Raw genomic sequence first — 22,539 nt, forward strand, 5'->3', positions numbered from 1 at the left:
TCACCCGGATGCAGCGGTCGCACCCACCGGTCGGCTCTCAGCCGTGGGTCGCCCACACATAGCGGTGCTCCGGCCGGCCCGCGTCGCCGTACTTGAGGGTGAGTCTGGCCCGCCCCGTGCGCTCCAGGAGCTTCAGATAGCGCTGGGCGGTCTGGCGGCTCACTCCGGTGCGCTCGGCGATCTCCTGGGCCGACAGGGGGCCTTCGGCGTTCATGAGGGAGCGTCGTACGAGTTCCGCGGTGGTGGGGGAGTGGCCCTTGGGGAGTGCGGGCTCCGACGGTGTGGACAGGGCGCCGAAGATACGGTCGACCTCGGCCTGTTCGGCCTCGCCGCCGCCCTCGAGGGTGCGGCGCAGCTGCGCGTACGCCTCCAGCTTGGCGCGCAGGCCCGCGAAGGCGAACGGCTTGACCAGGTACTGCAGCGCGCCCTGTCGCATCGCGGCCTGCACGGTCGAGACGTCCCGCGCCGCCGTCACCATGATCACATCGGTCTGGTGGCCACGTCGGCGCATTTCCTGGACGACCGTGAGGCCCGTCTCGTCGGGCAGGTAGTGGTCCAGGAGGATCAGGTCCACCTGGGGCAGCGCCTCCAACTGGCTCAGCGCCTCGGCCGCGCTGTGCGCCTCGCCGGCCACATGGAAGCCCGGGACCTTCTCGACATAGGCGGCGTTGACCCGCGCGACCCGGATGTCGTCGTCCACGACCAGGACCTCGATCATCGCGATTCCTCCTCGGTGGCGGACGGCTGGGCCTGCGGCGCCGTGAGGGCGGGTTCCGGCTCGGCCAGGGCGTCGGGCAGGACGACCGTGAACTCCGCACCCCCGCCGCCCGCCTCGCCGACCCTGGCGCTGCCACCCTGGCGTTCGGCGAGCCTGCGCACAAGGGAGAGCCCGATGCCGCGGTTCCGGTGGGCCGGCGGCTTCTTCGTGGACCAGCCCTCGGTGAAGACCAGCTCGCGGTGCTCCACCGGGACTCCGGGCCCCGTGTCCCGCACCCTGAGGACGGCGGTCCGCCCCTCCGCGCGCAACTCGACCTCCACGCGCGCGTGCGGCGTGCCCGCGACGGCGTCCAGCGCGTTGTCGACCAGGTTGCCGAGGATGGTGACCAGCCCACCGGGGTCGACCAGCCGGTCCGGCAGCCGGGTCCGGTCCGAGACCCACAGGGCGACCCCGCGCTCGGCCGCGACGGTCGCCTTGCCGACCAGCAGAGCGGCGAGCAGGGGGTCCTGGATCTTCTCGGTGACCTGTTCGGCGGTGGCGCGGTGGTCGCCGACGACCTCGCCGACGAAGTCCACGGCGTCGTCGTACATCTCCAGTTCGAGCAGCCCGAGGAGCGTGTGCATGCGGTTGGCGTGCTCGTGGTCCTGGGCGCGCAGTGCGTCGATCAGCCCCTGCGTGGAGTCGAGCTCCCGGCCCAGCTGCTCCAGCTCGGTGCGGTCGCGCAGGGTGGCGACGGCGCCGCCGTCGTCGGTGGGCATGCGGTTGGCGACCAGCACCCGCTGGCCGCGCACGGTGAGCAGGTCGGTGCCCGTCACCCGGCCGGCGAGCACGTCGGCCGTGCGGCCCTCGCCGAGCGCCTCGTCCGGGGAGCGGCCGACGGCCTCGTCGCCGATGCCCAGCAGGCGCTGCGCCTCGTCGTTGAGCAGGCGCACGCGACCGGTGCGGTCCAGGGCGACGACGCCCTCCCGGATGCCGTGCAGCATGGCCTCGCGCTCCGCGAGCAGGCCCGAGATGTCCGAGAAGGCCAGGTCCCGGGTCTGTCGATGGACCCGGCGGGAGATGAGCCAGGCGGCCAGCGCACCGACGGCCAGGGCGCCGCCGGCGTACGCGAACAGCCCCGGGATCGCGTGGATCAGCCGCGCGCGCACGCTGTCGTACGCGATGCCGACCGAGACGGCGCCGACGATGTCGCCGTCGCTGTCGCGCAGCGGCACCTTGCCGCGGGCGGAGCGGCCCAGGGTGCCACTGTCGATCTCCATGACCTCCTTGCCGGCGAGAGCCTGGCCGGGGTCGGTCGAGACGGTCCTGCCGACCTGGTCGGGGGTGGGGTGCGACCAGCGCACGCCCCGCCAGTCCATCACCACGACGTACTCGGCCCTGGTGGTCTCGCGGATCCGCTCCGCCGCCCTCTGGACGGGCCCGTCGGCTGTCGGAGGCGTGTTCTTGACCTCTTCGGCGATCCGCGGCTCGGCGGCGGTGGTCTGCGCGATCGCGAGCGCACGGCGCATCGCCTGGTCGTCCAGTTGGTCGCTGAGCGGGGCGAGGAAGAGTCCGGTCGCGAGCACCGCGACGCCCGCGGCGATCGCCAGCTGCATCAGCAGCACCTGCGAGAACACGCGCCGCGGCAGGCCGAGGCGCAGGCGGCGGGCGGGGGAAGTGCGGCTCATACCCATGACGGTACGTGGGTGGGTCTCGGCTGCCGCAGGGGGTGTGGCGTGGATTACTTGATCAATATGTGAGACGCCTGGATGACGCGTGTGGTGCGACAGGGCTCGGTGAAGTCGGTGCGTGTGCCCTCAGCTCGCGAGCGCCGTCGCCGCCGTCAGCTCGCACACCGCCACCACGTCCATGCGCGCGGGCGAGCCGAGCACCGACGCTCCGCAGCTCTCCGCGCGGGCCGGCAGGGACGCGCTCTGGGCCACCACGACACGCCAGCGGCGTCCGTCGGCGTGGGCGACGGTCACCTCCCAGCGCGGCGCCGCGCCTTCCGTGCGGACGACGGCGAGGGCGTCCGCCGCGTACTCGCCCGTGGCCGAGCGCACGGCCAGTTCGGCCGCCTGGCCGGGCCGCTCCCAGGCCGAGTTCCCGCGGCACCCCTCCACGACGATCCGCCCCTCCTGGACGCTGTGCAGGATCTCCTTGACGGCATGGGCCTCGGCCCGGCCGTAGGCGTATCCGTACGGCAGGACGAGCAGTGTCGGCGAGAAGCGATGACCACCCAGATGGGTGACTTCCCAGGTGCCCCCGACGCCGGACGCGGCCAGCTCGGCGGCCAGCGGGCGGCCGAGGAGCGCGCAGCAGCGGTCGCGCTTGCCGTTGGTGCAGACGAGGGCGAGCGGCTCGCCGGTGTGCGGCCGCCCGTCGAGCGCCGTGTCGAAACTGCTGTGGTCGCCCGCGCCGAGCGCGGCCAAGTCGAGGTCGAGCAGTTCCCGCGGGTCGCGGGTGGTGGCGGAGCGCAGCCACGCGTTGCCGGGCAGGGTGTGCGCGGCGTACACGTGACGCGTGGTCGGCGTGCCGCTGTCGGCGTGCCGCCCGGGGCGGCGGATCAGCGCGACGCGCACGTCCGTGCCCTTCGCGGCCGCTTCCAGGGCACGTCCCAGTGCGGGGTCCAGGTGGCTCGAAGTGAGCGCCGTGGCACCCCAGGGGCCTGGCTGCTCCAGCAGCAGCCAGGTCCTCGCTGTGGCCGCGGTCCCGGAAATGGGCTCGTCGAGCTCCTGGGAGACGGTTGAGCACGTACTCACAGAGGTGAGCCTAACCTGACTTGAGGCAGGGTGACTTCCGGCGGGGTGTGGCCTACTCCGGGAGGGGCTGCGGCGGCCTGGGTCCGACGTAGTGGCCGCTGGGGCGCATCCGCAGGGGGCGCTCCCCGTACTCCTCCAGGGCGTGGGCGATCCAGCCCGCGGTTCGGGCCACCGCGAAGATCGTCTCGGCCGCCGTGGCGGGCATGCCGGAGGAGGCGGTGAGGACGGCGAGGGCCAGGTCGACATTGGCGTGCAGGGGGGCGTGGCGGGCGGTGGTGGCCACGATGTCGTGGGCGGCGGCGAGGGCGGGCTCGGCCCTGGGGATCTGCTCCAGCAGGGCGAACAGGGCACGCGCGCGTGGGTCCTCGCCGGGGTAGAGGCGATGGCCCAGCCCCGGAATACGGCGGCCGGCCCGCAGTTCGTCCGCGATCACGGGGACCGCGCTGCCCTGGTCGAGCACGTCGAGCAGCAGCTTGTGGGCCAGCCCGCCGGCCGCGCCGTGCAGGGGCCCCTCGATCACGCCGAGCCCGGCGGAGACGGCCGCGTAGGCGTGCGCACGGGCCGACGCGGCGACACGGACGGCGAGGGTCGACGCGGCAAGGTCGTGGTCGACGAGCAGGGCGAGCGCGGTGTCCAGGGCGCGCAGGGAAGCCTCGTCGGCGGGCCGGCCGCTGAGCCGTGTCCACAGCCGGTGGGCGAGGGGGCCGCCGTCGCCCCGGTCGTGCAGGACCGGCGGCAGGGCGGCGACCAGCGTGGGGATGAGCACGCGCGCGGTGCCGAGCACGGTCTCCTCGGAGAGGTCGAAGCGCAGCGGATCCGCGGCCGAGGCGGCGATCGCCGCGACCCGCAACCGGTCGGTGGGAGCGGCGTGCTCGGGCAGCGCGTCCACGGCACGGCGGGCGACGGCGACGGCGGCCTCGGGCGCAGTGAAGGTGGCACCGGGTCGGGGCCGCCCCGTCCACAGCCACTCGGCGACCTCTTCGTAGGAGTGCCGTGCGGCCAGTTCGATGGCGTCGACGCCCCGGAAGTAGTACCGGTCCGCCTCGATCAACGTGATACGCGTCCGTACGGACAGTTCGCCTCCGGAGCCGGAACTTCCGCCGCCGTCCCGCCTGTTGCGCCGGGCGAGCGCCTCCACCTCCTTGGCGTCGAAGGTGCTGCCCCGGCCGCCGGGCACACGCCGGCTGGTGAGCTGACCGCGGCTCACGTAGGCGTACACGGTCTCGGGCTTCACGCCGAGCAGCTCGGCGGCCTCCTTGGTGCTCAGCCGCTGTCCGGCGGGGACGGGGAGGGGTTCTTGATCGCGCATAGGACGTCACCGTATCCGCAGCTCGCTGCATTGATCGGATATTGATTCGCTTGTATTGATTCAATCAATATTGACAGGTAATCAGTCAGCATGGACAGTCAAATCAAGTCGAGGGAGGAATCATGTCCGTCAACAGGTCAGCGGCCGTTCTGGTCGACGTACCGCGGGGACTCGCGGGCGTCGTCGTCACCGACACCGAGATCGGTGACGTACGGGGACGCGAGGGCTTTTACCACTACCGCCAGTACTCGGCCGTCGAACTCGCGCAGACCCGCAGCTTCGAGGACGTCTGGCATCTGCTGATCCACGGCGCACTGCCGGACGCGGAACGGGGCGCCGCCTTCGCCGCCGAGACCGCCGCGCTGCGGCGGCTGCCCGACGAGGTGCTGGCCGCGCTGCCCGCCATCGCCGCGGCCGGCGCGGGCTCCGGTCCGCTCGCCGGGATGCGGACCGCGCTGTCGCTGCTCGGCTCGGCGAAGGGCTTCCGCCCGGTGTACGACCTCGACCCGGACCGGCGTCGCCAGGACACCGTCGTCGCGGCGGCGGCCGTACCGACGCTGCTCACCGCGCTGCACAGACTGGGCGCGGGGCTGGAGCCGGTGGAGCCGCGCGAGGACCTGTCGTATGCGGCGAACTACCTCTACATGCTGACGGGTTCGGAGCCGGAGCCGGCGCGGGCCCGGGCGGTGGAGCAGTACTTGATTTCAACCATTGATCACGGCTTCAACGCATCAACCTTCACGGCCCGGGTCATCGCATCGACCGGTGCCGATGTGGCGGCGTGTCTCGTGGGGGCGGTGGGGGCGTTGTCCGGGCCCCTGCACGGGGGTGCGCCCAGTCGTGCGCTGGACACCCTGGACGCGATCGGGACGCCCGACCGCATCGACTCCTGGATTCGCGAGCGGGTCCTGGCCGGTGACCGCATCATGGGCTTCGGTCATGCGATCTACCGCACGGAGGATCCCCGTTCCCGGATGCTCCGCGAGGTCTGCCGGCAGTTCGGCGGTTCGCGCGTCGACTTCGCCGTCGAGGTCGAGCGCCACGTCGAGCGGATCCTCGCCGAACTGAAGCCGGGCCGGGAACTCCACACCAACGTCGAGTTCTACGCGGGCGTGGTCATGGAACTGTGCGGCCTGCCACGCGAGATGTTCACGCCGACGTTCGCGGCGGCGCGCGTGGTGGGCTGGAGCGCCAACATCCTGGAACAGGCGGCGGACTCGAAGATCATCAGGCCGGTGGCGCGGTATGTGGGGCCGGGGGCGCCGGTGGCGGTGCCTCGGGCGGCCTGACATACGTGTGGCCTGGTGCCGTTCTGGCGCCAGGCCTCATCGGTGATGATCGAGCAGGTACGGGGTGACGAACTGCTCGCCGGGTCGATGCCCAGGTCGCTCAGCGGTTCTGTGCGGCCGGGGAAGCTTCGCGGGACGCGTGTGGGTGAGAGGGGGCTCGCTCGGCGTCAGACGTCGGGGATGTCCGCCTTGGCGCGAATCAGGGTCTCTCTGCTGACGATGACGATGCGCTCGTAGTCGGCGCGGGCTGCATCGGCGGGGAGTTCACGCTCCAGTGCCTCGGTTGCCTCGGTGCCGATGACGGCGAAGTTGCCGTCGCTGAGTTCGAACAGGTCCGGGCAGGTAGCTCCTGAACTACTGCCTCGGGCGCTGGGAGGCACACCGATGCGGCGCACGATCTTCAAAGGTACCGGTCCTTACGAAAAGGTCTGGGCATAGTGGTGGGGAGCAGGTTACTGGTGTTTCTGAGTCCCCTGTGGCCGGACCGCAAGAAAATCACTCGGTCGGCGGATCACCGACGACCCACCACTCGTCCGTGTCGGATTCGTCGAAGTCCCGGACGAGGCCATCGACCATGTGCCCCAACTGCGCTTCCACGGATGACTCGTCCAGGCTGGCGCGCATGTGCCTCGATGCCTCCCAGTACTCACGGAAGACCGGACTCTGGAAGAATTCCCGCAGGCGCGTGTACAGCTCCTCCCGACCCAGGAGTTCCGCCTGGTAGAGGTGGTAGAGGTAGGCGTACCAGGCGTTGGCGTAGAAGAACTGACGGCGCCTCTCCGCCGGGATGCTCTTGTCGTAGGAGTCGATCACCGCGGCGAGAGAGGGATCGTCGATCGCCCTCGCCAGCAACTCCCAGTGCATGCGCTGCTGATGGGCCAGAGCTTTGCGCCGGATCGCCAACTCTTCGAGTTCCAGCCTCCTGTCGTGCCGACGTGCCTTCTCCAACCACCATTGACGCGCTGCCACCGTCATGGTGGCGGTGGCAGCCAGGAGAGTGAGCGCGGCAGGGCCCAGCCTCCCCGCGGTGTGCTTCCGTGTGGCCATGTCAACCCCCGAATCAGGCGGCCGTCCGCCGGTCGTCGGGGTGCGGGTCGACGGAGGGGACCGGCGAGCGGTGGGCGGCGCTTGCCGTCTCCCAGAATGCCGAGCGGCTCTGATCGGCGGGGAGGCGGAGAGGAGGCGCACGGAGGGAAGCGAGGGTCGCACAATCCGGCGCCTTCCCCAACGTCTGCCCCGCAAGGACTGCTAACAATCGTTCACTCAGCGGCGATTCTTACGGCTCGTATCCTGGGTGGGCATTCAATCCTTGGACGTGCGCAGGGGGTCAGACCGGCGTACGCGGTGGCGTGAGAGAGGTAGCGCGTTGAGTCGGAGCTCGCACCAGATCCCGGTCGTCGTGCTCGCCGGATTCCTCGGCTCCGGCAAGACCACGCTGCTCAACCATCTCCTCCACCGCAGCGGAGGCAGCCGTATCGGTGCCGTCGTCAACGACTTCGGGGCCATCGAGATCGATGCGATGGCCGTCGCCGGGGCCCTCGGCGACTCCACGGTCTCCCTCGGGAACGGGTGTCTGTGCTGTGCCGTGGACGCCAGTGAGCTGGATGAGTACCTGGAGCGGCTCGCCCGGCCGTCCCTCGGCATCGACGTCATCGTGATCGAGGCCAGCGGTCTCGCCGAACCCCAGGAACTCGTGCGCATGGTGCTCGCCAGTGAGCATCCGGGGATCGTGTACGGCGGGCTGGTCGAGGTCGTCGACGCCGCCGAGTTCGACGACACCCGCGCGCGGCATCCCGAGATCGACCGGCACCTCGGCCTCGCCGACCTCGTCGTCGTCAACAAGCTCGACCGGGTCGCCGACGGCGAGCGGGTCCTCGATCTGGTCCGGTCCCTCGTCAACCGGGCAGCCGTCGTGCCTGCGCGCTACGGCCGCGTCGACCCCGAGTTCCTCTTCGACTGCCGGCCCAGCGAGGAACGTATCGGGCAGCTGTCCTTCGACGACCTGCACGATCACGCGGGCGGGGACAGCCACGACCAGCACCTGCACAGCGGCTACGACAGTGTGGCCTTCGTCTCCGAAGTGCCGCTCGACCCACGCCGGTTGATGCAGTTCCTCGACAGCAGGCCCGAGGGGTTGTACCGGATCAAGGGGTACGTCGACTTCGGGCCGAACGACTCCGGGAACCGTTACGCCGTGCATGCCGTCGGGCGGTTCCTGCGTTTCTACCCGGAGCCCTGGACGCCCGCCGAGGCCCGCCTCACCCAGCTGGTGCTCATCGGCTCCGGCATCGACGCGTCCGCCCTCGGCAAGGAGCTTCAGGCGTGCAAGAGCGACGCCCCACACGCCGACGAGCACGGCATGTGGGGCGTTCTGCGCTACGTACAGGAGCCGGAGGACGAGGCCCCGGAGGCAGAGGCCCCCGAGGAGCCTTAGACCGGTCCTGCCACCACCGACACCGTCTTCGGCAGCGACACACCCGAGCCGTCGCGGCGCGGGTCCATCTCCGGGAGGTCGGCCGGGGTGCCGTTCTTCTGTGCCGCCTTCGCCGGGACGGGTCCCGCCCAGGCCAGCGACAGGCAGTCCTCGCCCTTGAGGAAGCGCTGGCAGCGGACACCGCCGGTGGCCCGGCCCTTGCGCGGGTACTGGTCGAACGGGGTCAGCTTGGCCGTCGTCTGGACGGAGTCGTCCAGGGTGCCGCGCGAGCCCGCGACCGTGAACACCACCGCGTCCGCGGCGGGATCCACGGCCGTGAAGGAGATCACCTTCGCGCCCTCGGTGAGCTTGATGCCCGTCATGCCGCCAGCCGGGCGGCCCTGGGGGCGGACCTGGGAGGCCTGGTAGCGCAGCAGTTGCGCGTCGTCCGTGATGAAGACCAGGTCCTCCTCGCCGGTGCGCAGCTCCACCGCGCCGACGATCCGGTCGCCCTCCTTGAGGGTGATGACCTCCAGCTCGCCCTTGTTGGTCGGATAGTCGGGCACCACGCGCTTGACGACGCCCTGCGCGGTGCCGATCGCCAGACCGGGTGAGGACTCGTCGAGCGTGGTCAGACAGATCACCGTCTCGTCCCCCTCCAGGGGGACGAACTCCGCCACCGGGGCGCCGCCCGAGAGGTTCGGCGCGGCCGCGGTGTCCGGGAGCTGGGGCAGGTCGACGACGTTCACCCGCAGCAGGCGCCCGGAGGACGTGACGACACCCACCTCGCCGCGCGCGGTGGCCGGCACCGCCGAGACGATCACGTCGTGCTTGGTGCGCCGGGCGTCGGCGTCCTCCGGGAACGGCTCGCCGTTCGCCGTACGGGCCAGCAGGCCCGTGGAGGACAGGAGCACGCGGCACGGGTCGTCGGCCACCTGGAGCGGCACGGCGGCCGCCGGGGAGCCCGCCGACTCCAACAGGACCGTACGCCGCTCGGTGCCGAACTTCTTCGCCACCGCGGCCAGTTCGGCGGAGACCAGCTTGCGCAGCTCGGAGTCCGAGTCGAGGATCCGGGTCAGCTCCGCGATCTCCGCGTTCAGCCGCTCCTTCTCCGACTCCAGCTCGATGCGGTCGAACCTGGTGAGGCGGCGCAGCGGCGTGTCCAGGATGTACTGCGTCTGGATCTCGCTCAGCGAGAAGCGCTCGATCAGGCGCTGCTTGGCCTGCGCGGAGTTGTCGCTGGAGCGGATGAGGCGGATGACCTCGTCGATGTCCACCAGCGCGGTGAGCAGGCCCTCGACCAGGTGCAGACGGTCGCGCTTCTTGGTGCGGCGGAACTCGCTGCGGCGGCGCACGACCTCGAAGCGGTGGTCGAGATAGACCTCCAGGAGCTCCTTGAGACCGAGGGTGAGGGGCTGGCCGTCCACCAGCGCCACGTTGTTGACGCCGAAGGACTCCTCCATGGGCGTCAGCTTGTAGAGCTGCTCCAGGACGGCCTCCGGCACGAAGCCGTTCTTGATCTCGATGACCAGGCGCAGGCCGTGCGCCCGGTCGGTGAGGTCCTTGACGTCCGCGATGCCCTGCAGCTTCTTCGAGCCGACCAGGTCCTTGATCTTGGCGATGACCTTCTCGGGACCGACCGTGAAGGGCAGCTCCGTGACGATCAGGCCCTTGCGGCGCGCCGTCACGTTGTCCACGGCCACCGTCGCGCGGATCTTGAAGGTGCCGCGGCCCGTCTCGTACGCGTCCCGGATGCCGGAGAGGCCGACGATCCGGCCGCCGGTGGGCAGGTCGGGGCCCGGGACGTGCCGCATCAGGGCCTCGAGGTCCGCGTTCGGGTAGCGGATCAGGTGACGGGCGGCCGCGATGACCTCGGCCAGGTTGTGCGGCGGCATGTTCGTGGCCATGCCGACCGCGATGCCCGAGGCCCCGTTCACCAGGAGGTTCGGGAAGGCGGCCGGCAGTGCCACCGGCTCCTGCTCCTGGCCGTCGTAGTTGGGGTTGAAGTCGACCGTGTCCTCGTCGATCGACTCGGTCATCAGGCTCGTCGCCTCGGCCTGGCGGCACTCGGTGTACCGCATGGCGGCCGGCGGGTCGTCGTTGCCCAGCGAGCCGAAGTTGCCGTGGCCGTCGACCAGCGGGACGCGCATGGAGAAGGGCTGGGCCATGCGCACCAGGGCGTCGTAGATCGACGCGTCGCCGTGCGGGTGCAGCTTGCCCATGACCTCGCCGACGACCCGGGCGCACTTCACATAGCTGCGATCGGGGCGCAGGCCCATCTCGTTCATCTGGTAGACGATGCGCCGGTGCACCGGCTTGAGGCCGTCGCGGGCGTCCGGCAGGGCGCGGGAGTAGATGACCGAGTACGCGTACTCGAGGAAGGAGCCCTGCATCTCGTCGACGACGTCGATGTCGAGGATCTTCTCCTCGTACGAGTCGTCGGGCGGCGGGGTCTTCGTGCTGCGGCGGGCCATCGCTGCCGGCTCCTCCTGTTTCTGGTAGTTCGCCTACGGGACGCTCAGGTCGGTCTCGAGAGCCCGATCGTGCTCAGCCCTTCGGGCCTCAGCGCGCTCGACCTCTCGACACCGCCGCGTCCCTTCGGCTCACTCGTGCTGAAGCGTGAACGGGATCTGACGCGGACCATTGTGGACCGCGGCACTGACAGTGCGGGCCAGGGCCCTCTGTCGGCTGCCCGGCCCGGAATGCGGGCGGGCGCCTGACCGCGGTTGCCCGCAGGCTACGCGATCTCGCTGACGGCGTACGTCGTCCGGGAACTTCGCCGACCGCCCGCACGCTGCATACAGTGGCAGGACCGGCAGGAAAACCGCGGTTTTCAGCGACCGCGACCGCGATCGAAGGGACGTACATGCCCATGGGTCACACGGCCACAGCCCAGGCAGGCTCCGGCGGACTGACAGCGACCGAGCACCGCCTGGCCAATGGCCTGCGCGTGGTGCTCTCCGAGGACCATCTGACCCCCGTCGCGGCGGTGTGCCTCTGGTACGACGTCGGCTCGCGCCACGAAGTCAAGGGTCGTACCGGCCTGGCTCACCTCTTCGAGCACCTTATGTTCCAGGGATCCGGCCAGGTCAAGGGCAACGGCCACTTCGAGCTGGTCCAGGGCGCCGGCGGCTCGCTCAACGGAACCACCAGCTTCGAGCGCACCAACTACTTCGAGACCATGCCCACCCACCAGCTGGAGCTCGCCCTCTGGCTGGAGGCCGACCGCATGGGCTCGCTGCTGGCCGCCCTCGACGACGAGTCGATGGAGAACCAGCGGGACGTCGTCAAGAACGAGCGCCGGCAGCGCTACGACAACGTCCCGTACGGCACGGCCTTCGAGAAGCTCACCGCCCTTGCCTACCCGGAGGGCCACCCCTACCACCACACCCCGATCGGCTCGATGGCCGACCTGGACGCGGCCACGCTGGAGGACGCGCGCGCGTTCTTCCGCACGTACTACGCGCCGGGCAACGCCGTCCTGTCGGTCGTCGGCGACATCGACCCGGAGCAGACGCTCGCCTGGATCGAGAAGTACTTCGGGTCCATCGCACCGCACGACGGCAAGCCCGCGCCCCGCGACGGCTCGCTGCCCGAGATCATCGGTGAGCAGCTGCGCGAGGTCGTCGAGGAAGAGGTCCCCGCGCGCGCGTTGATGGCCGCCTACCGGCTCCCGGAGGACGGCACGCGCGCGTGCGACGCGGTCGACCTGGCGCTCACCGTCCTCGGCGGCGGCGAGTCGTCCCGGCTCTACAACCGGCTCGTACGGCGTGACCGTACGGCGGTGGCGGCCGGCTTCGGCCTGCTGCGGCTGGCCGGGGCGCCCTCCCTGGGCTGGCTGGACGTGAAGACGTCCGGCGACGTCGAGGTGCCGGTCATCGAGGCCGCCATCGACGAGGAGCTCGCCCGGTTCGCCGAGGAGGGCCCCACGGCCGAGGAGATGGAGCGCGCCCAGGCCCAGTTGGAGCGCGAGTGGCTGGACCGGCTCGGCACGGTCGCGGGCCGTGCCGACGAACTGTGCCGGTACGCCGTCCTGTTCGGCGACCCGCAGCTCGCCCTGACCGCCGTACAGCGCGTCCTCGACGTGACGGCCGAGGAGGTCCAGCAGATCGCCAAGGCCCGCCTGCGCCCCGACAACCGCGCGGTGCTCGTCTACGAGCCGATCTCCCCAGAACCTGCCGAGGACGCGGATCCCCCCGAAGACCCCGAGGCCGAGGCCACGGTCGAAGCCGGCGACAAGAACGAGGAGGCGGCCCGGTGACCGAGCTCGCCACGATGGAATTCCACCCCCAGCCCCAGGCCGGCGAGGCCAGGCCCTGGGCCTTCCCGGCGCCCGAGCGCGGCACGCTCGACAACGGCCTGACGGTGCTGCGCTGCCACCGCCCCGGCCAGCAGGTCGTCGCCGTGGAGGTGCTCCTGGACGCTCCCCTGGAGGCCGAACCGGCCGGTCTGGACGGCGTCGCCACGATCATGGCGCGGGCCTTCTCCGAGGGCACCGACAAGCACTCCGCCGAGGAGTTCGCCGCCGAGCTGGAGCGCTGCGGCGCCACCCTCGACTCGCACGCCGACCACCCCGGCGTACGGCTCTCCCTCGAGGTCCCCGCCTCCCGCCTGGCCAAGGCGCTCGGTCTGCTCGCAGACGCGCTCAGGGCGCCCGCGTTCGCCGACAGCGAGGTCGAGCGACTGGTCCGCAACCGCCTGGACGAGATCCCGCACGAGCTGGCCAACCCGTCCCGGCGTGCCGCCAAGGAGCTCTCCAAGGAGCTGTTCCCGGCGACCTCGCGCATGTCGCGCCCGCGCCAGGGCACCGAGGAGACGGTCGAGAACATCGACTCCGCGGCCGTGCGCGGCTTCTACGAGAAGCACGTCCGCCCCGCCACCGCCACCGCCGTGGTCGTCGGCGACCTCACCGGCATCGACCTCGACGCGCTGCTCGGTGACACCCTCGGCTCCTGGACCGGCTCCTCGGCCGAGCCCCGTCCCGTGCCGCCGGTGACCGCCGACGACACCGGCCGGGTCGTCATCGTGGACCGCCCCGGCGCCGTCCAGACGCAGCTGCTGATCGGCCGTATCGGTCCCGACCGGCACGACCGCGTGTGGCCCGCCCAGGTACTCGGCACCTACTGCCTGGGCGGCACCCTCACCTCCCGCCTGGACCGCGTCCTGCGCGAGGAAAAGGGCTACACCTACGGTGTGCGGGCGTTCGGTCAGGTCATGCGCTCCGCTGCCCCTTCTTCCCCCGGAGGGGCTACAGGTGCCGCGATGCTGGCGATCAGCGGCTCCGTCGACACCCCGAACACCGGCCCCGCCCTTGACGACCTGTGGACGGTGCTGCGCACCCTCGCCGCCGGAGGGCTCACCGACGCCGAGCGTGACGTCGCCGTGCAGAACCTCGTCGGAGTGGCGCCGCTGAAGTACGAGACGGCGGCGGCCGTGGCGAGCACGCTGGCCGACCAGGTCGAGCAGCACCTGCAGGACGACTTCCAGGCGAGGCTCTACCAGCAGCTCGCGGCGACGGGCACCGTCGAGGCCACCGCGGCGGTCGTGAGCGCCTTCCCGGTCGACCGTCTGGTGACCGTCCTCGTCGGGGACGCGGCGCAGATCAAGGAGCCCGTGGAGGCTCTCGGGATCGGCGAAGTCACCGTCGTTTCGGCGGAGTAGGCGCACGCGCGCGTGGCGAAGCGGGCCAACGCGCGTCCAGGGGCCCTGGTGACCCAAGAGTCACCAGGGCCCCCCTATGTCCGAATTGAGGGAGAGGTTGCCTGTCTGCCCTGTGGCATGCGCTACAAAAGCCGTCATTCGTTTGGGGTTTGAAACTTGGCGCGTTTAGCGTCATGCGGGCTGTCCGTCAGGCACCGCGCCGCACCCGCGGCACCGGGCAGCCATCGCCGAGTCCCCACATGGCGCGAGCCAGGGGAGCCGGGGACCCACACCACAAGTCCCTGGGGTGAATCGGACGCCCGCGCGCATCGCGAGGGGGCCCGTAGGAGACCTTCCTGCTCCGAACCCGTCAGCTAACCCGGTAGGCGAGAAGGAAGGAAAGGATCAGCCACTACATGGCGTTCACCTGCGCCACCGGGAAGCATCGTCGTCCCAGCCGGATGAAGCGCACCACCGCCCGTGCGGCGGGTGTCGCGGCCCTCACCACCACCGGTGTCGTCGGCACCCTGGCCGCCCCGGCGCTCGCCGCCGAATCCGCCGTCGAGCAGACCGGTTTCATCCCCGTCATCTCCACCGGCGACTCGATCGCCGACCAGATCGACGCCCAGGCCGCCGCCCAGAAGCAGGCCGCCGAGGAGGCCGAGGCCCAGAGGAAGGCCGCCGAGGAGGCCGCGCGCAAGAAGGCGGCCGCCGAGGCCAAGGAGGCGCGCGAGATCAAGGAGCGCGCCGCCCGCGAGGCCGAGCGCAAGCGCCTCAACTCGTACGTCGCCCCCATCTCCGGCTCGTACATCTCGACCGGCTACAAGACCGGCGGCGCCGTCTGGTCCTCCGGCAGCCACACCGGCGTCGACTTCCACGCCGCGAGCGGCACCTCCGTCCAGGCGGTCGGCTCCGGCACGGTCGTCGAGGCCGGCTGGGGCGGGTCGTACGGCAACAACATCGTGATCAAGATGAACGACGGCACGTACACCCAGTACGGCCACCTGTCGTCCATCGGTGTCTCCGTCGGCCAGACGGTCACCCCGGGGCAGCAGATAGGCCTCTCCGGCGCCACCGGCAACGTCACCGGGGCACACCTGCACTTCGAGGCCCGCACGACCGCGGAGTACGGCTCGGACATCAACCCCGTCGCCTACCTCCGCTCGCACGGCGTGAACGTCTGACACTCGCGCCCGCGAACGTCCCACGCGCGCGTTCCGGCAACGTCTGACGACAGACGGCTCCCGTCCCGAAGCCCCGGCTCCCCGAGCCGGGGCTTTCGGCGTTTCAGACGGCCGTCTGTCCAAAAAATATCCATGGATTCCAGTCCGCCATCGGAAATTCCCGCTGATTGCAATAGAGTCACTGAACACACGTCAATCGTCGACGTTTCACGGGGATTAAAGCGGAGGTCGGTCATGCGTATTCCGGCGCACTCGGTATGCACGGCGATCCGGGACGACATCGTCGCGGGTGTCTACGAGCGCGGCAGCCGGCTCACCGAGGAACTGCTCGCGCGCCGCTACGGCGTCTCGCGTGTCCCCGTCCGCGAGGCCCTGCGCACGCTGGAGGCGGAGGGCTTCGTGGTGACCCGGCGGCACGCGGGCGCGTGCGTCGCGGAACCCACCGAGCAGGAGGGTGCCGACCTGCTGGAGATGCGCATGCTCCTGGAGCCGCTCGGCGCCTCCCGGGCCGCCCAGCGGCGCACCGAGGCCCATCTCAAGGTGCTGCGCGGCCTGGTCCGGCTGGGCCAGGAGCGGGCCAGGCGGGGCAACAGCGAAGACCTGCGCTCCCTGGGGGGCTGGTTCCACGAGACGCTCGCGCAGGCCTCCGGCAGTGCCGCGATGACCTCGATGCTGACCCAGCTGCGCCACAAGATCGCCTGGATGTACACGGTGGAGGCGCCGGCCAACCCGGTGGAGTCGTGGGCGGAGCACGGCGCGATCGTGGACGCGGTGGCGCGCGGCGACAGCGAACGCGCGCGGGCGCTCACGGCGCTGCACACGGAGCGCGCGACGGCGGCGCACCGGCTGCGATTCACCGGCGGCGGGGAGCGGCCGGACCGTGTGAGGAACTCGCAACCTCCCGTAAACATGACGGGCCTGCGGCATTAACACGGGCACCGTATACAAAGAGGGGATAATTCGCGGGGGATTATTTCCGCTGCCTGTGATCGGGAAATACGAAGGGCTCGCCCGATAATTCGGACGAGCCCTTCGCGGCAAACGTGAATTGTGTGCTCAGACGGTCTCGGGGAGTTCTTCGAGACCCTCGGAGACCAGCTTCGCCAGACGGTCGAGGGCCACGTCGGCGCCCTCGGCGTCGGAGGCGAGGATGATCTCCTCGCCGCCCTGGGCGCCCAGACCGAGGACGGCCAGCATGGAGGCCGCGTTGACGGGGTTGCCGTCGGCCTTGGAGATCGTCACCGGGATACCTGCGGCCGTGGCGGCCCGGACGAAGATGGAAGCGGGGCGGGCGTGGAGACCCTCGGCCCAGCCGACGTTGACGCGGCGCTCAGCCATGTGATGCTGCCCTTCGGTGTATCAGGTTGTCTAGACCAGTTTCCCATATCGTGAAGCATGCCCGGAGCGGTCCTTCGTCCCGCCCCGCGGCGTCGTCGGACCGCGGCCTCGGTCCGGCTTCTCGTCCTCCACAGACTGCCTCGCGCCGTTGTCGTACGCGAGCCGTACTCTGGGGCCCATGCAGACCTCGTCGGACCGGCACGAGTATCCCGCCCACTGGGAGGCCGACGTGGTGCTGCGCGACGGGGGTACCGCGCGCGTCCGGCCCATCACCGTTGATGACGCCGATCGCCTCGTCAGCTTCTACGAGCAGGTCTCGGACGAGTCGAAGTACTACCGCTTCTTCGCGCCCTACCCTCGTCTGTCCGCCAAAGACGTCCACCGCTTCACGCACCACGACTTTGTGGACCGGGTGGGACTCGCGGCCACCATCGGCGGCGAGTTCATCGCCACCGTACGCTACGACCGCATCGGGTCCGACGGCATGCCCGCCTCGGCCCCGGCCGACGAGGCAGAGGTCGCCTTCCTCGTGCAGGACGCCCACCAGGGACGCGGCGTCGCCTCCGCCCTCCTCGAACACATCGGCGCCGTCGCGCGCGAGCGGGGCATCCGGCGGTTCGCCGCGGAGGTGCTGCCCGCCAACAACAAGATGATCAAGGTATTCAGGGACGCCGGCTACACCCAGAAGCGCAGCTTCGAGGACGGCGTTGTACGCCTGGAGTTCGACCTGGAGCCGACGGACCGCTCGCTCGCCGTGCAGTACGCGCGCGAACAGCGCGCCGAGGCGCGGTCCGTGCAGCGGCTGCTCATGCCCGGGTCCGTCGCCGTGATCGGGGCCGGGCGGGCGCCCGGCGGTGTGGGCCGCAGCGTGCTCGACAACATCAGGGGCGCCGGATTCACCGGTCGGCTGCACGCCGTGAACAGAGCCCTCCCCGAGGAGCAGAAGGAACTCGGCGGGGTGCCCGCGTACCGGTCGGTGCGGGACATCGACGGGCCCGTCGACCTCGCGGTCGTCGCCGTGCCCGTGGAACACGTCCCCCACGTCGTCGAGGAGTGCGGACTGCACGGCGTGCAGGGGCTGGTGGTGCTCACCGCCGGGTACGCCGAGAGCGGGCCCGAGGGGCGCGAGCGGCAGCGCGAACTCGTCCGGCACGCGCGCGCGTACGGCATGCGGATCATCGGGCCGAACGCGTTCGGGATCATCAACACCTCCCCGCAGGTCCGGCTGAACGCCTCGCTCGCGCCGCAGACCCCCCGGCCCGGCCGGATTGGCCTGTTCGCCCAGTCCGGCGCGATCGGCATCGCCCTGCTCTCCCGGCTGCACCGGCGCGGCGGCGGGGTCACGGGGGTCACCGGTGTGTCGACGTTCGTGTCGTCCGGCAACCGGGCGGACGTCTCCGGCAACGACGTCCTTCAGTACTGGTACGACGATCCCGACACCGACGTCGTCCTCATGTACCTGGAATCCATCGGCAACCCGCGCAAGTTCACCCGGCTCGCCCGGCGTACGGCGGCCGCGAAGCCGCTGGTCGTGGTGCAGGGGGCGCGGCACGGGGGAGCGGCGCCGCAGGGGCACGCCGTACGGGCGACGCGGTTGCCGCACGCCACGGTGTCCGCGCTGCTGCGGCAGGCCGGGGTGATCCGGGTCGACACGATCACCGAGCTGGTCGACGCGGGGCTGCTGCTCGCGCGCCAGCCGCTGCCGGCCGGGCCCCGGGTGGCGATCCTCGGGAACTCCGAGTCACTGGGACTGCTGACGTACGACGCCTGCCTCGCCGAGGGGCTCAGGCCGCTGCCTCCGCTGGATCTGACGACCAGCGCCTCACCCGAGGACTTCCACGGGGCGCTGTCCCGGGCGCTCGTGGACGACGCGTGCGACGCGGTGGTCGTCACGGCGATACCGGCGGTGGGGGAGGAGGCGGCCGACGACGCGGACGCGGCCCTGGCTCAGGCGCTGCGATCGGCGGCCGAGCGAGTCCCCGGGAAGCCGGTCCTGGTGGTGCACGTGGAACTGGGCGGGCTCGCGGAAGCGCTGTCGGCCGCGGCGAGCACCGCACCCCAGGCGAGTTCACCGGCGCCCGGCACGGTCGGCCGCGACCACCCGTTCCGTGCGCTGGACCGACTGGCCGCCAAGGCGGCGGACGACGCGCCCGCCCCCGAGAACTGCTCCCGCCTCATCCCCGCCTACCCCGCCGCCGAACGAGCCGTCCGCGCCCTCGGTGAAGCCGTGAAGTACGCCCAGTGGCGGCGCGAGGCCGCCGAGCCCGGCAAGGTCCCCGAGTACGAGGACATCGACGAGAAGGGGGCCGCCGAGCTGATCGAAGGGCTGCTCGCGCGGGGGCAGGGGCTCACCCTCGGTACCGAGGAGACCTGCGAGCTGCTCGGGAAGTACGGAGTGCACGTCCACCGCGCGCTGCCCGCACCCGGCCCCGAGGACGCCGTCGCCGCCGCCCGCACCCTCGGCTACCCGGTCGCCCTCAAGGCCACCGCCCCGCACCTGCGCCACCGCGCCGACCTGGGCGGCGTACGCCTGGATCTCACGGACGAGGAACAACTGCGGCGGGCGTACGCCGAGTTGACCGAGCTCTTCGGGAAGCCGGAGGAGCTGCGGCCGGTGGTGCAGGGGATGGCACCCCGCGGGGTCGACACCGTGGTCAGGGCCGTCATCGACCCGGCGGCGGGGGCCGTACTGTCGTTCGGGCTGGCCGGGGCGGCCTCGCAGCTGCTCGGGGACATGGCGCACCGGCTGGTTCCGGTCACCGACCGGGAGGCGACCTCGCTGGTCCGGTCGATCCGGACGGCACCGCTCCTGTTCGGCTGGCGCGGCTCGACCCCCGTCGACACCCCGGCCCTGGAGGAACTGCTGCTGCGGGTGTCCCGGCTGGTCGACGACCACCCGGAGGTCGTCGCGGTCACCCTGGAGCCGGTCGTCGTCGCCCCACGTGGTCTCAGCGTCCTCGGCGCGTCCGTGCGGCTCGCACCGCCGCCGGCCCGCGACGACCTCGGCCCGCGGACACTGCCCGCGTACTGAGCGAGGTTTCCCCGGCACGGAGCGGTGCCTCGCAGTCAGTGGGTCCCCGTAGGATGGACGTCATGGCCAAGACCAGTACGACGACCCAGGGGCTGCGAGCGGCGATCGAGCGCAGCGGTTACTACCCGGCCCTCGTGGCCGAGGCGGTGGAGGCCGCTGTGGGCGGCGACACCATCCAGTCGTACCTGGTCCACCAGGAGACCACGTTCGACCAGAACGAGGTGCGGCGGCATGTGACCGTCCTCGTCCTCACCGGCACCCGCTTCATCGTCAGCCACACCGACGAGCAGGCCGCGGACACCACGTCCCCGACGCCGTACGCCACCACCTCCACCGAGTCCGTGAAGCTCGGCCGGATCTCCTCGGTCGTGATCAGCCGCGTGGTCGCCAACCCGGAGCAGTACGTGCCGGGCACCCTGCCCCGCGAGATCGTGCTGACCATCGGCTGGGGCGCCGTCTCCCGTCTCGACCTGGAGCCCGCCGCCTGCGGCGACCCCAACTGCGAGGCCGACCACGGCTACACCGGCAGTTCGACGGCGGACGACCTGAGCCTCAGGGTGAGCGAGGCCGGGGACGGCCAGGAGACGGTGCGCCAGGCGCTCGCCTTCGCCCAGGCCATCTCCGAGGCGACCGCGGACGTCACCCGCTGATGGCTCAGCCCGCCTCGGCCTGGGACCACCACCCGCAGCCGCTCGCCCCCGCCTCCGCGCCGGCCCCCGAGTACGGCACCGGCTCGCTGGCCGACCTGCTGCCCACGCTGGCCGCGGGCATGGCCGTACCCGGCATGACCGCCGCCATCCCGGAACTCACCGCCGCCGACCGGAACTGCGTGTTCCTGATCGACGGCCTCGGCTGGGAACAGCTGAGGGCCCACCCGGACGAGGCGCCCTTCATGACCTCGCTCCTCGCCAGCTCGCGCGGCGGCACCGGCCGGCCCCTGACCGCCGCCTTCCCGGCCACCACCGCCACCTCCCTCGCCTCCGTCGGCACCGGCCGCCCGCCCGGCGCCCACGGCCTGCCCGGCTACACCGTGCGCAATCCGGACACCGGCGCGCTGATGAACCAGCTGCGCTGGCAGCCCTGGACCTCGCCGGGGGTCTGGCAGCCGTACCCCACGGTCTTCCAGCTGGCCCACGAGGCGGGGGTGCACGCCGCCCAGGTGTCGTCCCCGACCTTCGAGAACACCCCGCTGACCAAGGTCGCGCTCAGTGGCGGAACGTTCCACGGGCGGCTGTCCGGCGAGGACCGGATGGATCTCGCGGCCGAGCAGCTGGCCGCCGGCGACCGCTCCCTCGTCTACACGTACTACGCCGAGCTCGACGGCGCCGGCCACCGCTTCGGCATGGACTCGGACAACTGGCGCGGCCAGCTCATGTACGTCGACCGGCTGGTCCAGCGGCTCGCCGAGCAGCTGCCGCCGAACACCACGCTCTACGTCACCGCCGACCACGGCATGATCGACGTCCCCTTCGACGAGCAGCACCGCATCGACTTCGACGAGGACTGGGAGCTGCGCGCCGGGGTCGCCCTGCTGGGCGGCGAGGGCCGCGCCCGCCACGTCTACGCGGTCCCGGGCGCCGAGAACGACGTGCTGACCTGCTGGCGCGAGGTCCTCGGCGAGCAGTTCTGGGTGGCCTCGCGGGACGAGGCGATCGCGGCGGGCTGGTTCGGCCGGCCCGACCAGATCGAGCAGCGGGTGTACGGCCGTCTCGGCGACGTGGTCGCCGCCGCCCGCGACGACGTGCTCATCATCGCCTCCCAGCGGGAGCCCAAGGAGTCGGCGATGGTCGGCAACCACGGTTCGATGACCCCTGCCGAGCAGCTGGTCCCGCTGCTCGAAGTACGCTCCTGACGCTTCACCGCCCCTGTTTCCCCTGTGCTGAAAGGTGCTCGACTCGCCATGCCCGAGCTGGTGTTCTTCTCCGGAACGATGGACTGCGGGAAGTCCACGCTGGCTCTCCAGATCGAGCACAACCGCTCGGCCCGCGGCCTCCAGGGCGTGATCTTCACCCGCGACGACCGCGCCGGCGAGGGCAAACTGTCCTCGCGGCTCGGTCTGGTGACGGAGGCGGTCGAGGCCGGGCCGCACATGGACCTGTACGTCCACCTCGTCGACCACCTCTCCCAGGGCGGCCGCGCGGATTACGTGATCGCCGACGAGGCCCAGTTCCTCGCCCCCGGGCAGATCGACCAACTCGCCCGTGTCGTGGACGACCTGGGCCTCGACGTCTACGCCTTCGGTATCACCACCGACTTCCGCTCCAAGCTCTTCCCCGGATCCCAGCGACTCGTCGAGCTCGCCGACCGGGTCGAGGTCCTCCAGGTCGAGGCCCTGTGCTGGTGCGGCGCCCGCGCCACCCACAACGCCCGCACCATAGGCGGCCACATGGTCGTCGAAGGCGCCCAGGTCGTCGTCGGCGACGTCAACCAGCCCGACGACATCGGCTACGAGGTCCTCTGCCGCCGCCACCACCGGCGCCGGATGACGGCGGCGACGGCACGGGCGGCCGCGCTGTCGCCCGATGTGCTGCCCGTCACTCCGGCCTGACCCTGTTCGGAGGCGAAGCCGTTCGGCGCTGTGCCTCCCCCTGCCAGCGCTCGAAAGCCCTCCGCGGCGCGTCACCGGCGCTTCAGCCGATGCGAGCGCCCGCGCCACCGACACGAACGCGCGGGTCACCCGCGCGCAGTGTCACCGTTAGCTCGCCGGGACGGCCGAGGTCCTCGTCCTGCTGCAGGGTGAGGACGGCATCCTCGGGGACCGAGCCGAGGCGGTGTAGCGCAGCACCTCGGGCCGCGGCGCGTCCGTCGTCATGCTCGCGGCAACACGGGGCAGGGCCACGGCTATTCCGGCCTCAGGGAACAACGGAGCAGCCATT

At 71.4% G+C, this 22,539-nt stretch carries 18 protein-coding genes, 1 pseudogene and 1 riboswitch; of the genes and pseudogenes, 10 read left to right on the forward strand and 9 right to left on the reverse strand.

What is annotated here, in order from left to right; all coding sequences use genetic code 11:
- Positions 1–37: 37 nt before the first annotated feature.
- The 4 genes from AC5P09_RS19055 to AC5P09_RS19070 form a co-directional block, all read right to left on the reverse strand.
- Positions 38–718 carry a response regulator gene (locus AC5P09_RS19055; protein ID WP_493875026.1) on the reverse strand — a complete coding sequence of 227 codons (681 nt, stop codon included), beginning with the start codon at positions 716–718 and terminating at the stop codon, positions 38–40.
- Positions 715–2,385, reverse strand: a complete 1,671-nt coding sequence (locus AC5P09_RS19060; protein ID WP_266432877.1) for an ATP-binding protein — start codon at positions 2,383–2,385, stop codon at positions 715–717. The genes AC5P09_RS19055 and AC5P09_RS19060 overlap by 4 nt, the downstream gene beginning before the upstream one ends.
- Before the next feature lie 129 nt (positions 2,386–2,514).
- On the reverse strand, positions 2,515–3,459 hold the full coding sequence (locus AC5P09_RS19065; protein WP_493875027.1) for a ferredoxin family protein: 945 nt from the start codon (positions 3,457–3,459) through the stop codon (positions 2,515–2,517).
- 52 nt (positions 3,460–3,511) lie between these two features.
- On the reverse strand, positions 3,512–4,768 hold the full coding sequence (locus AC5P09_RS19070; RefSeq protein WP_493875028.1) for a citrate synthase: 1,257 nt from the start codon (positions 4,766–4,768) through the stop codon (positions 3,512–3,514).
- A gap of 122 nt (positions 4,769–4,890) precedes the next feature.
- Here AC5P09_RS19070 and AC5P09_RS19075 point away from each other — a divergent pair, with 122 nt between their 5' ends.
- Positions 4,891–6,057, forward strand: a complete 1,167-nt coding sequence (locus AC5P09_RS19075; RefSeq protein WP_493875029.1) for a citrate synthase/methylcitrate synthase — start codon at positions 4,891–4,893, stop codon at positions 6,055–6,057.
- Positions 6,058–6,224: 167 nt separating this feature from the next.
- Here AC5P09_RS19075 and AC5P09_RS19080 read toward each other — a convergent pair whose 3' ends face one another.
- Positions 6,225–6,461, reverse strand: a complete 237-nt coding sequence (locus AC5P09_RS19080; protein WP_307677757.1) for a hypothetical protein — start codon at positions 6,459–6,461, stop codon at positions 6,225–6,227.
- A 91-nt stretch (positions 6,462–6,552) separates the two neighbouring features.
- Complete coding sequence (locus AC5P09_RS19085; protein WP_266432867.1) at positions 6,553–7,104, reverse strand: DUF6082 family protein; 552 nt, start codon at positions 7,102–7,104, stop codon at positions 6,553–6,555.
- Between the two features lie 319 nt (positions 7,105–7,423).
- Here AC5P09_RS19085 and AC5P09_RS19090 point away from each other — a divergent pair, with 319 nt between their 5' ends.
- Positions 7,424–8,491 (forward strand): CobW family GTP-binding protein, encoded by a 1,068-nt coding sequence (locus AC5P09_RS19090; RefSeq protein ID WP_493875030.1) that lies wholly within the window; start codon positions 7,424–7,426, stop codon positions 8,489–8,491.
- Here AC5P09_RS19090 and AC5P09_RS19095 read toward each other — a convergent pair.
- Positions 8,488–10,944 carry a DNA gyrase/topoisomerase IV subunit A gene (locus AC5P09_RS19095; RefSeq protein WP_493875031.1) on the reverse strand — a complete coding sequence of 819 codons (2,457 nt, stop codon included), beginning with the start codon at positions 10,942–10,944 and terminating at the stop codon, positions 8,488–8,490. The two genes, AC5P09_RS19090 and AC5P09_RS19095, sit on opposite strands and share 4 nt — an antisense overlap.
- A 392-nt stretch (positions 10,945–11,336) precedes the next feature.
- On the opposite strand from AC5P09_RS19095, the gene AC5P09_RS19100 reads away from it, so the two are divergent.
- From AC5P09_RS19100 to AC5P09_RS19115, 4 genes are all read left to right on the forward strand, one after another.
- Complete coding sequence (locus AC5P09_RS19100) at positions 11,337–12,731, forward strand: M16 family metallopeptidase (RefSeq protein WP_493875032.1); 1,395 nt, start codon at positions 11,337–11,339, stop codon at positions 12,729–12,731.
- A complete protein-coding gene (locus tag AC5P09_RS19105; RefSeq protein ID WP_493875033.1) occupies positions 12,728–14,131 on the forward strand; it encodes a M16 family metallopeptidase in 1,404 nt (467 codons plus the stop codon). Before AC5P09_RS19100 ends, AC5P09_RS19105 begins: the two co-directional genes overlap by 4 nt.
- Before the next feature lie 215 nt (positions 14,132–14,346).
- Positions 14,347–14,513, forward strand: a riboswitch (cyclic di-AMP (ydaO/yuaA leader).
- 13 nt (positions 14,514–14,526) lie between these two features.
- The gene (locus AC5P09_RS19110) at positions 14,527–15,294 is read left to right on the forward strand and encodes a M23 family metallopeptidase (protein WP_307677763.1); all 768 of its coding nucleotides are present in this window, start codon (positions 14,527–14,529) and stop codon (positions 15,292–15,294) included.
- 234 nt (positions 15,295–15,528) lie between these two features.
- Entirely contained in the window at positions 15,529–16,224 is a 696-nt protein-coding gene (locus tag AC5P09_RS19115; protein WP_493875034.1) for a GntR family transcriptional regulator, read from the forward strand.
- Positions 16,225–16,350: 126 nt separating this feature from the next.
- On the opposite strand, the gene AC5P09_RS19120 is transcribed toward AC5P09_RS19115, so the two are convergent.
- A complete protein-coding gene (locus tag AC5P09_RS19120; protein WP_266432854.1) occupies positions 16,351–16,632 on the reverse strand; it encodes an HPr family phosphocarrier protein in 282 nt (93 codons plus the stop codon).
- Between the two features lie 178 nt (positions 16,633–16,810).
- Between AC5P09_RS19120 and AC5P09_RS19125 the strand changes: the two genes are divergently transcribed.
- The 4 genes from AC5P09_RS19125 to AC5P09_RS19140 are packed head-to-tail and all read left to right on the forward strand — an operon-like array spanning position 16,811 to position 22,211.
- Positions 16,811–19,663 carry a bifunctional acetate--CoA ligase family protein/GNAT family N-acetyltransferase gene (locus tag AC5P09_RS19125; RefSeq protein ID WP_493875035.1) on the forward strand — a complete coding sequence of 951 codons (2,853 nt, stop codon included), beginning with the start codon at positions 16,811–16,813 and terminating at the stop codon, positions 19,661–19,663.
- A gap of 53 nt (positions 19,664–19,716) precedes the next feature.
- Complete coding sequence (locus tag AC5P09_RS19130) at positions 19,717–20,313, forward strand: DUF5998 family protein (RefSeq protein ID WP_307677766.1); 597 nt, start codon at positions 19,717–19,719, stop codon at positions 20,311–20,313.
- Positions 20,313–21,515: an alkaline phosphatase family protein gene (locus tag AC5P09_RS19135; RefSeq protein ID WP_493875036.1), complete on the forward strand. Its 1,203-nt coding sequence runs from the start codon at positions 20,313–20,315 to the stop codon at positions 21,513–21,515. The genes AC5P09_RS19130 and AC5P09_RS19135 overlap by 1 nt, the downstream gene beginning before the upstream one ends.
- Positions 21,516–21,563: 48 nt before the next feature.
- Complete coding sequence (locus tag AC5P09_RS19140) at positions 21,564–22,211, forward strand: thymidine kinase (RefSeq protein WP_493875037.1); 648 nt, start codon at positions 21,564–21,566, stop codon at positions 22,209–22,211.
- Positions 22,212–22,293: 82 nt separating this feature from the next.
- Here AC5P09_RS19140 and AC5P09_RS19145 read toward each other — a convergent pair.
- Positions 22,294–22,461: pseudogene (locus AC5P09_RS19145) on the reverse strand (phenazine biosynthesis protein PhzF); the annotation flags it as partial.
- Positions 22,462–22,539: the final 78 nt, after the last annotated feature.

The sequence above is a fragment of the Streptomyces sp. a15 genome (assembly GCF_059026085.1).

Coding starts and splice junctions, on each gene's coding strand:
- AC5P09_RS19095 (WP_493875031.1), bottom strand. CDS start 10,944: ATGGCCCGCCGCAGCACGAAGACCCCGCCGCCCGACGACTCGTACGAG.
- AC5P09_RS19070 (WP_493875028.1), bottom strand. CDS start 4,768: ATGCGCGATCAAGAACCCCTCCCCGTCCCCGCCGGACAGCGGCTGAGC.
- AC5P09_RS19135 (WP_493875036.1), top strand. CDS start 20,313: ATGGCTCAGCCCGCCTCGGCCTGGGACCACCACCCGCAGCCGCTCGCC.
- AC5P09_RS19120 (WP_266432854.1), bottom strand. CDS start 16,632: ATGGCTGAGCGCCGCGTCAACGTCGGCTGGGCCGAGGGTCTCCACGCC.
- AC5P09_RS19100 (WP_493875032.1), top strand. CDS start 11,337: ATGCCCATGGGTCACACGGCCACAGCCCAGGCAGGCTCCGGCGGACTG.
- AC5P09_RS19125 (WP_493875035.1), top strand. CDS start 16,811: ATGCAGACCTCGTCGGACCGGCACGAGTATCCCGCCCACTGGGAGGCC.
- AC5P09_RS19115 (WP_493875034.1), top strand. CDS start 15,529: ATGCGTATTCCGGCGCACTCGGTATGCACGGCGATCCGGGACGACATC.
- AC5P09_RS19075 (WP_493875029.1), top strand. CDS start 4,891: ATGTCCGTCAACAGGTCAGCGGCCGTTCTGGTCGACGTACCGCGGGGA.
- AC5P09_RS19130 (WP_307677766.1), top strand. CDS start 19,717: ATGGACGTCATGGCCAAGACCAGTACGACGACCCAGGGGCTGCGAGCG.
- AC5P09_RS19055 (WP_493875026.1), bottom strand. CDS start 718: ATGATCGAGGTCCTGGTCGTGGACGACGACATCCGGGTCGCGCGGGTC.
- AC5P09_RS19085 (WP_266432867.1), bottom strand. CDS start 7,104: ATGGCCACACGGAAGCACACCGCGGGGAGGCTGGGCCCTGCCGCGCTC.
- AC5P09_RS19110 (WP_307677763.1), top strand. CDS start 14,527: ATGGCGTTCACCTGCGCCACCGGGAAGCATCGTCGTCCCAGCCGGATG.
- AC5P09_RS19060 (WP_266432877.1), bottom strand. CDS start 2,385: ATGAGCCGCACTTCCCCCGCCCGCCGCCTGCGCCTCGGCCTGCCGCGG.
- AC5P09_RS19140 (WP_493875037.1), top strand. CDS start 21,564: ATGCCCGAGCTGGTGTTCTTCTCCGGAACGATGGACTGCGGGAAGTCC.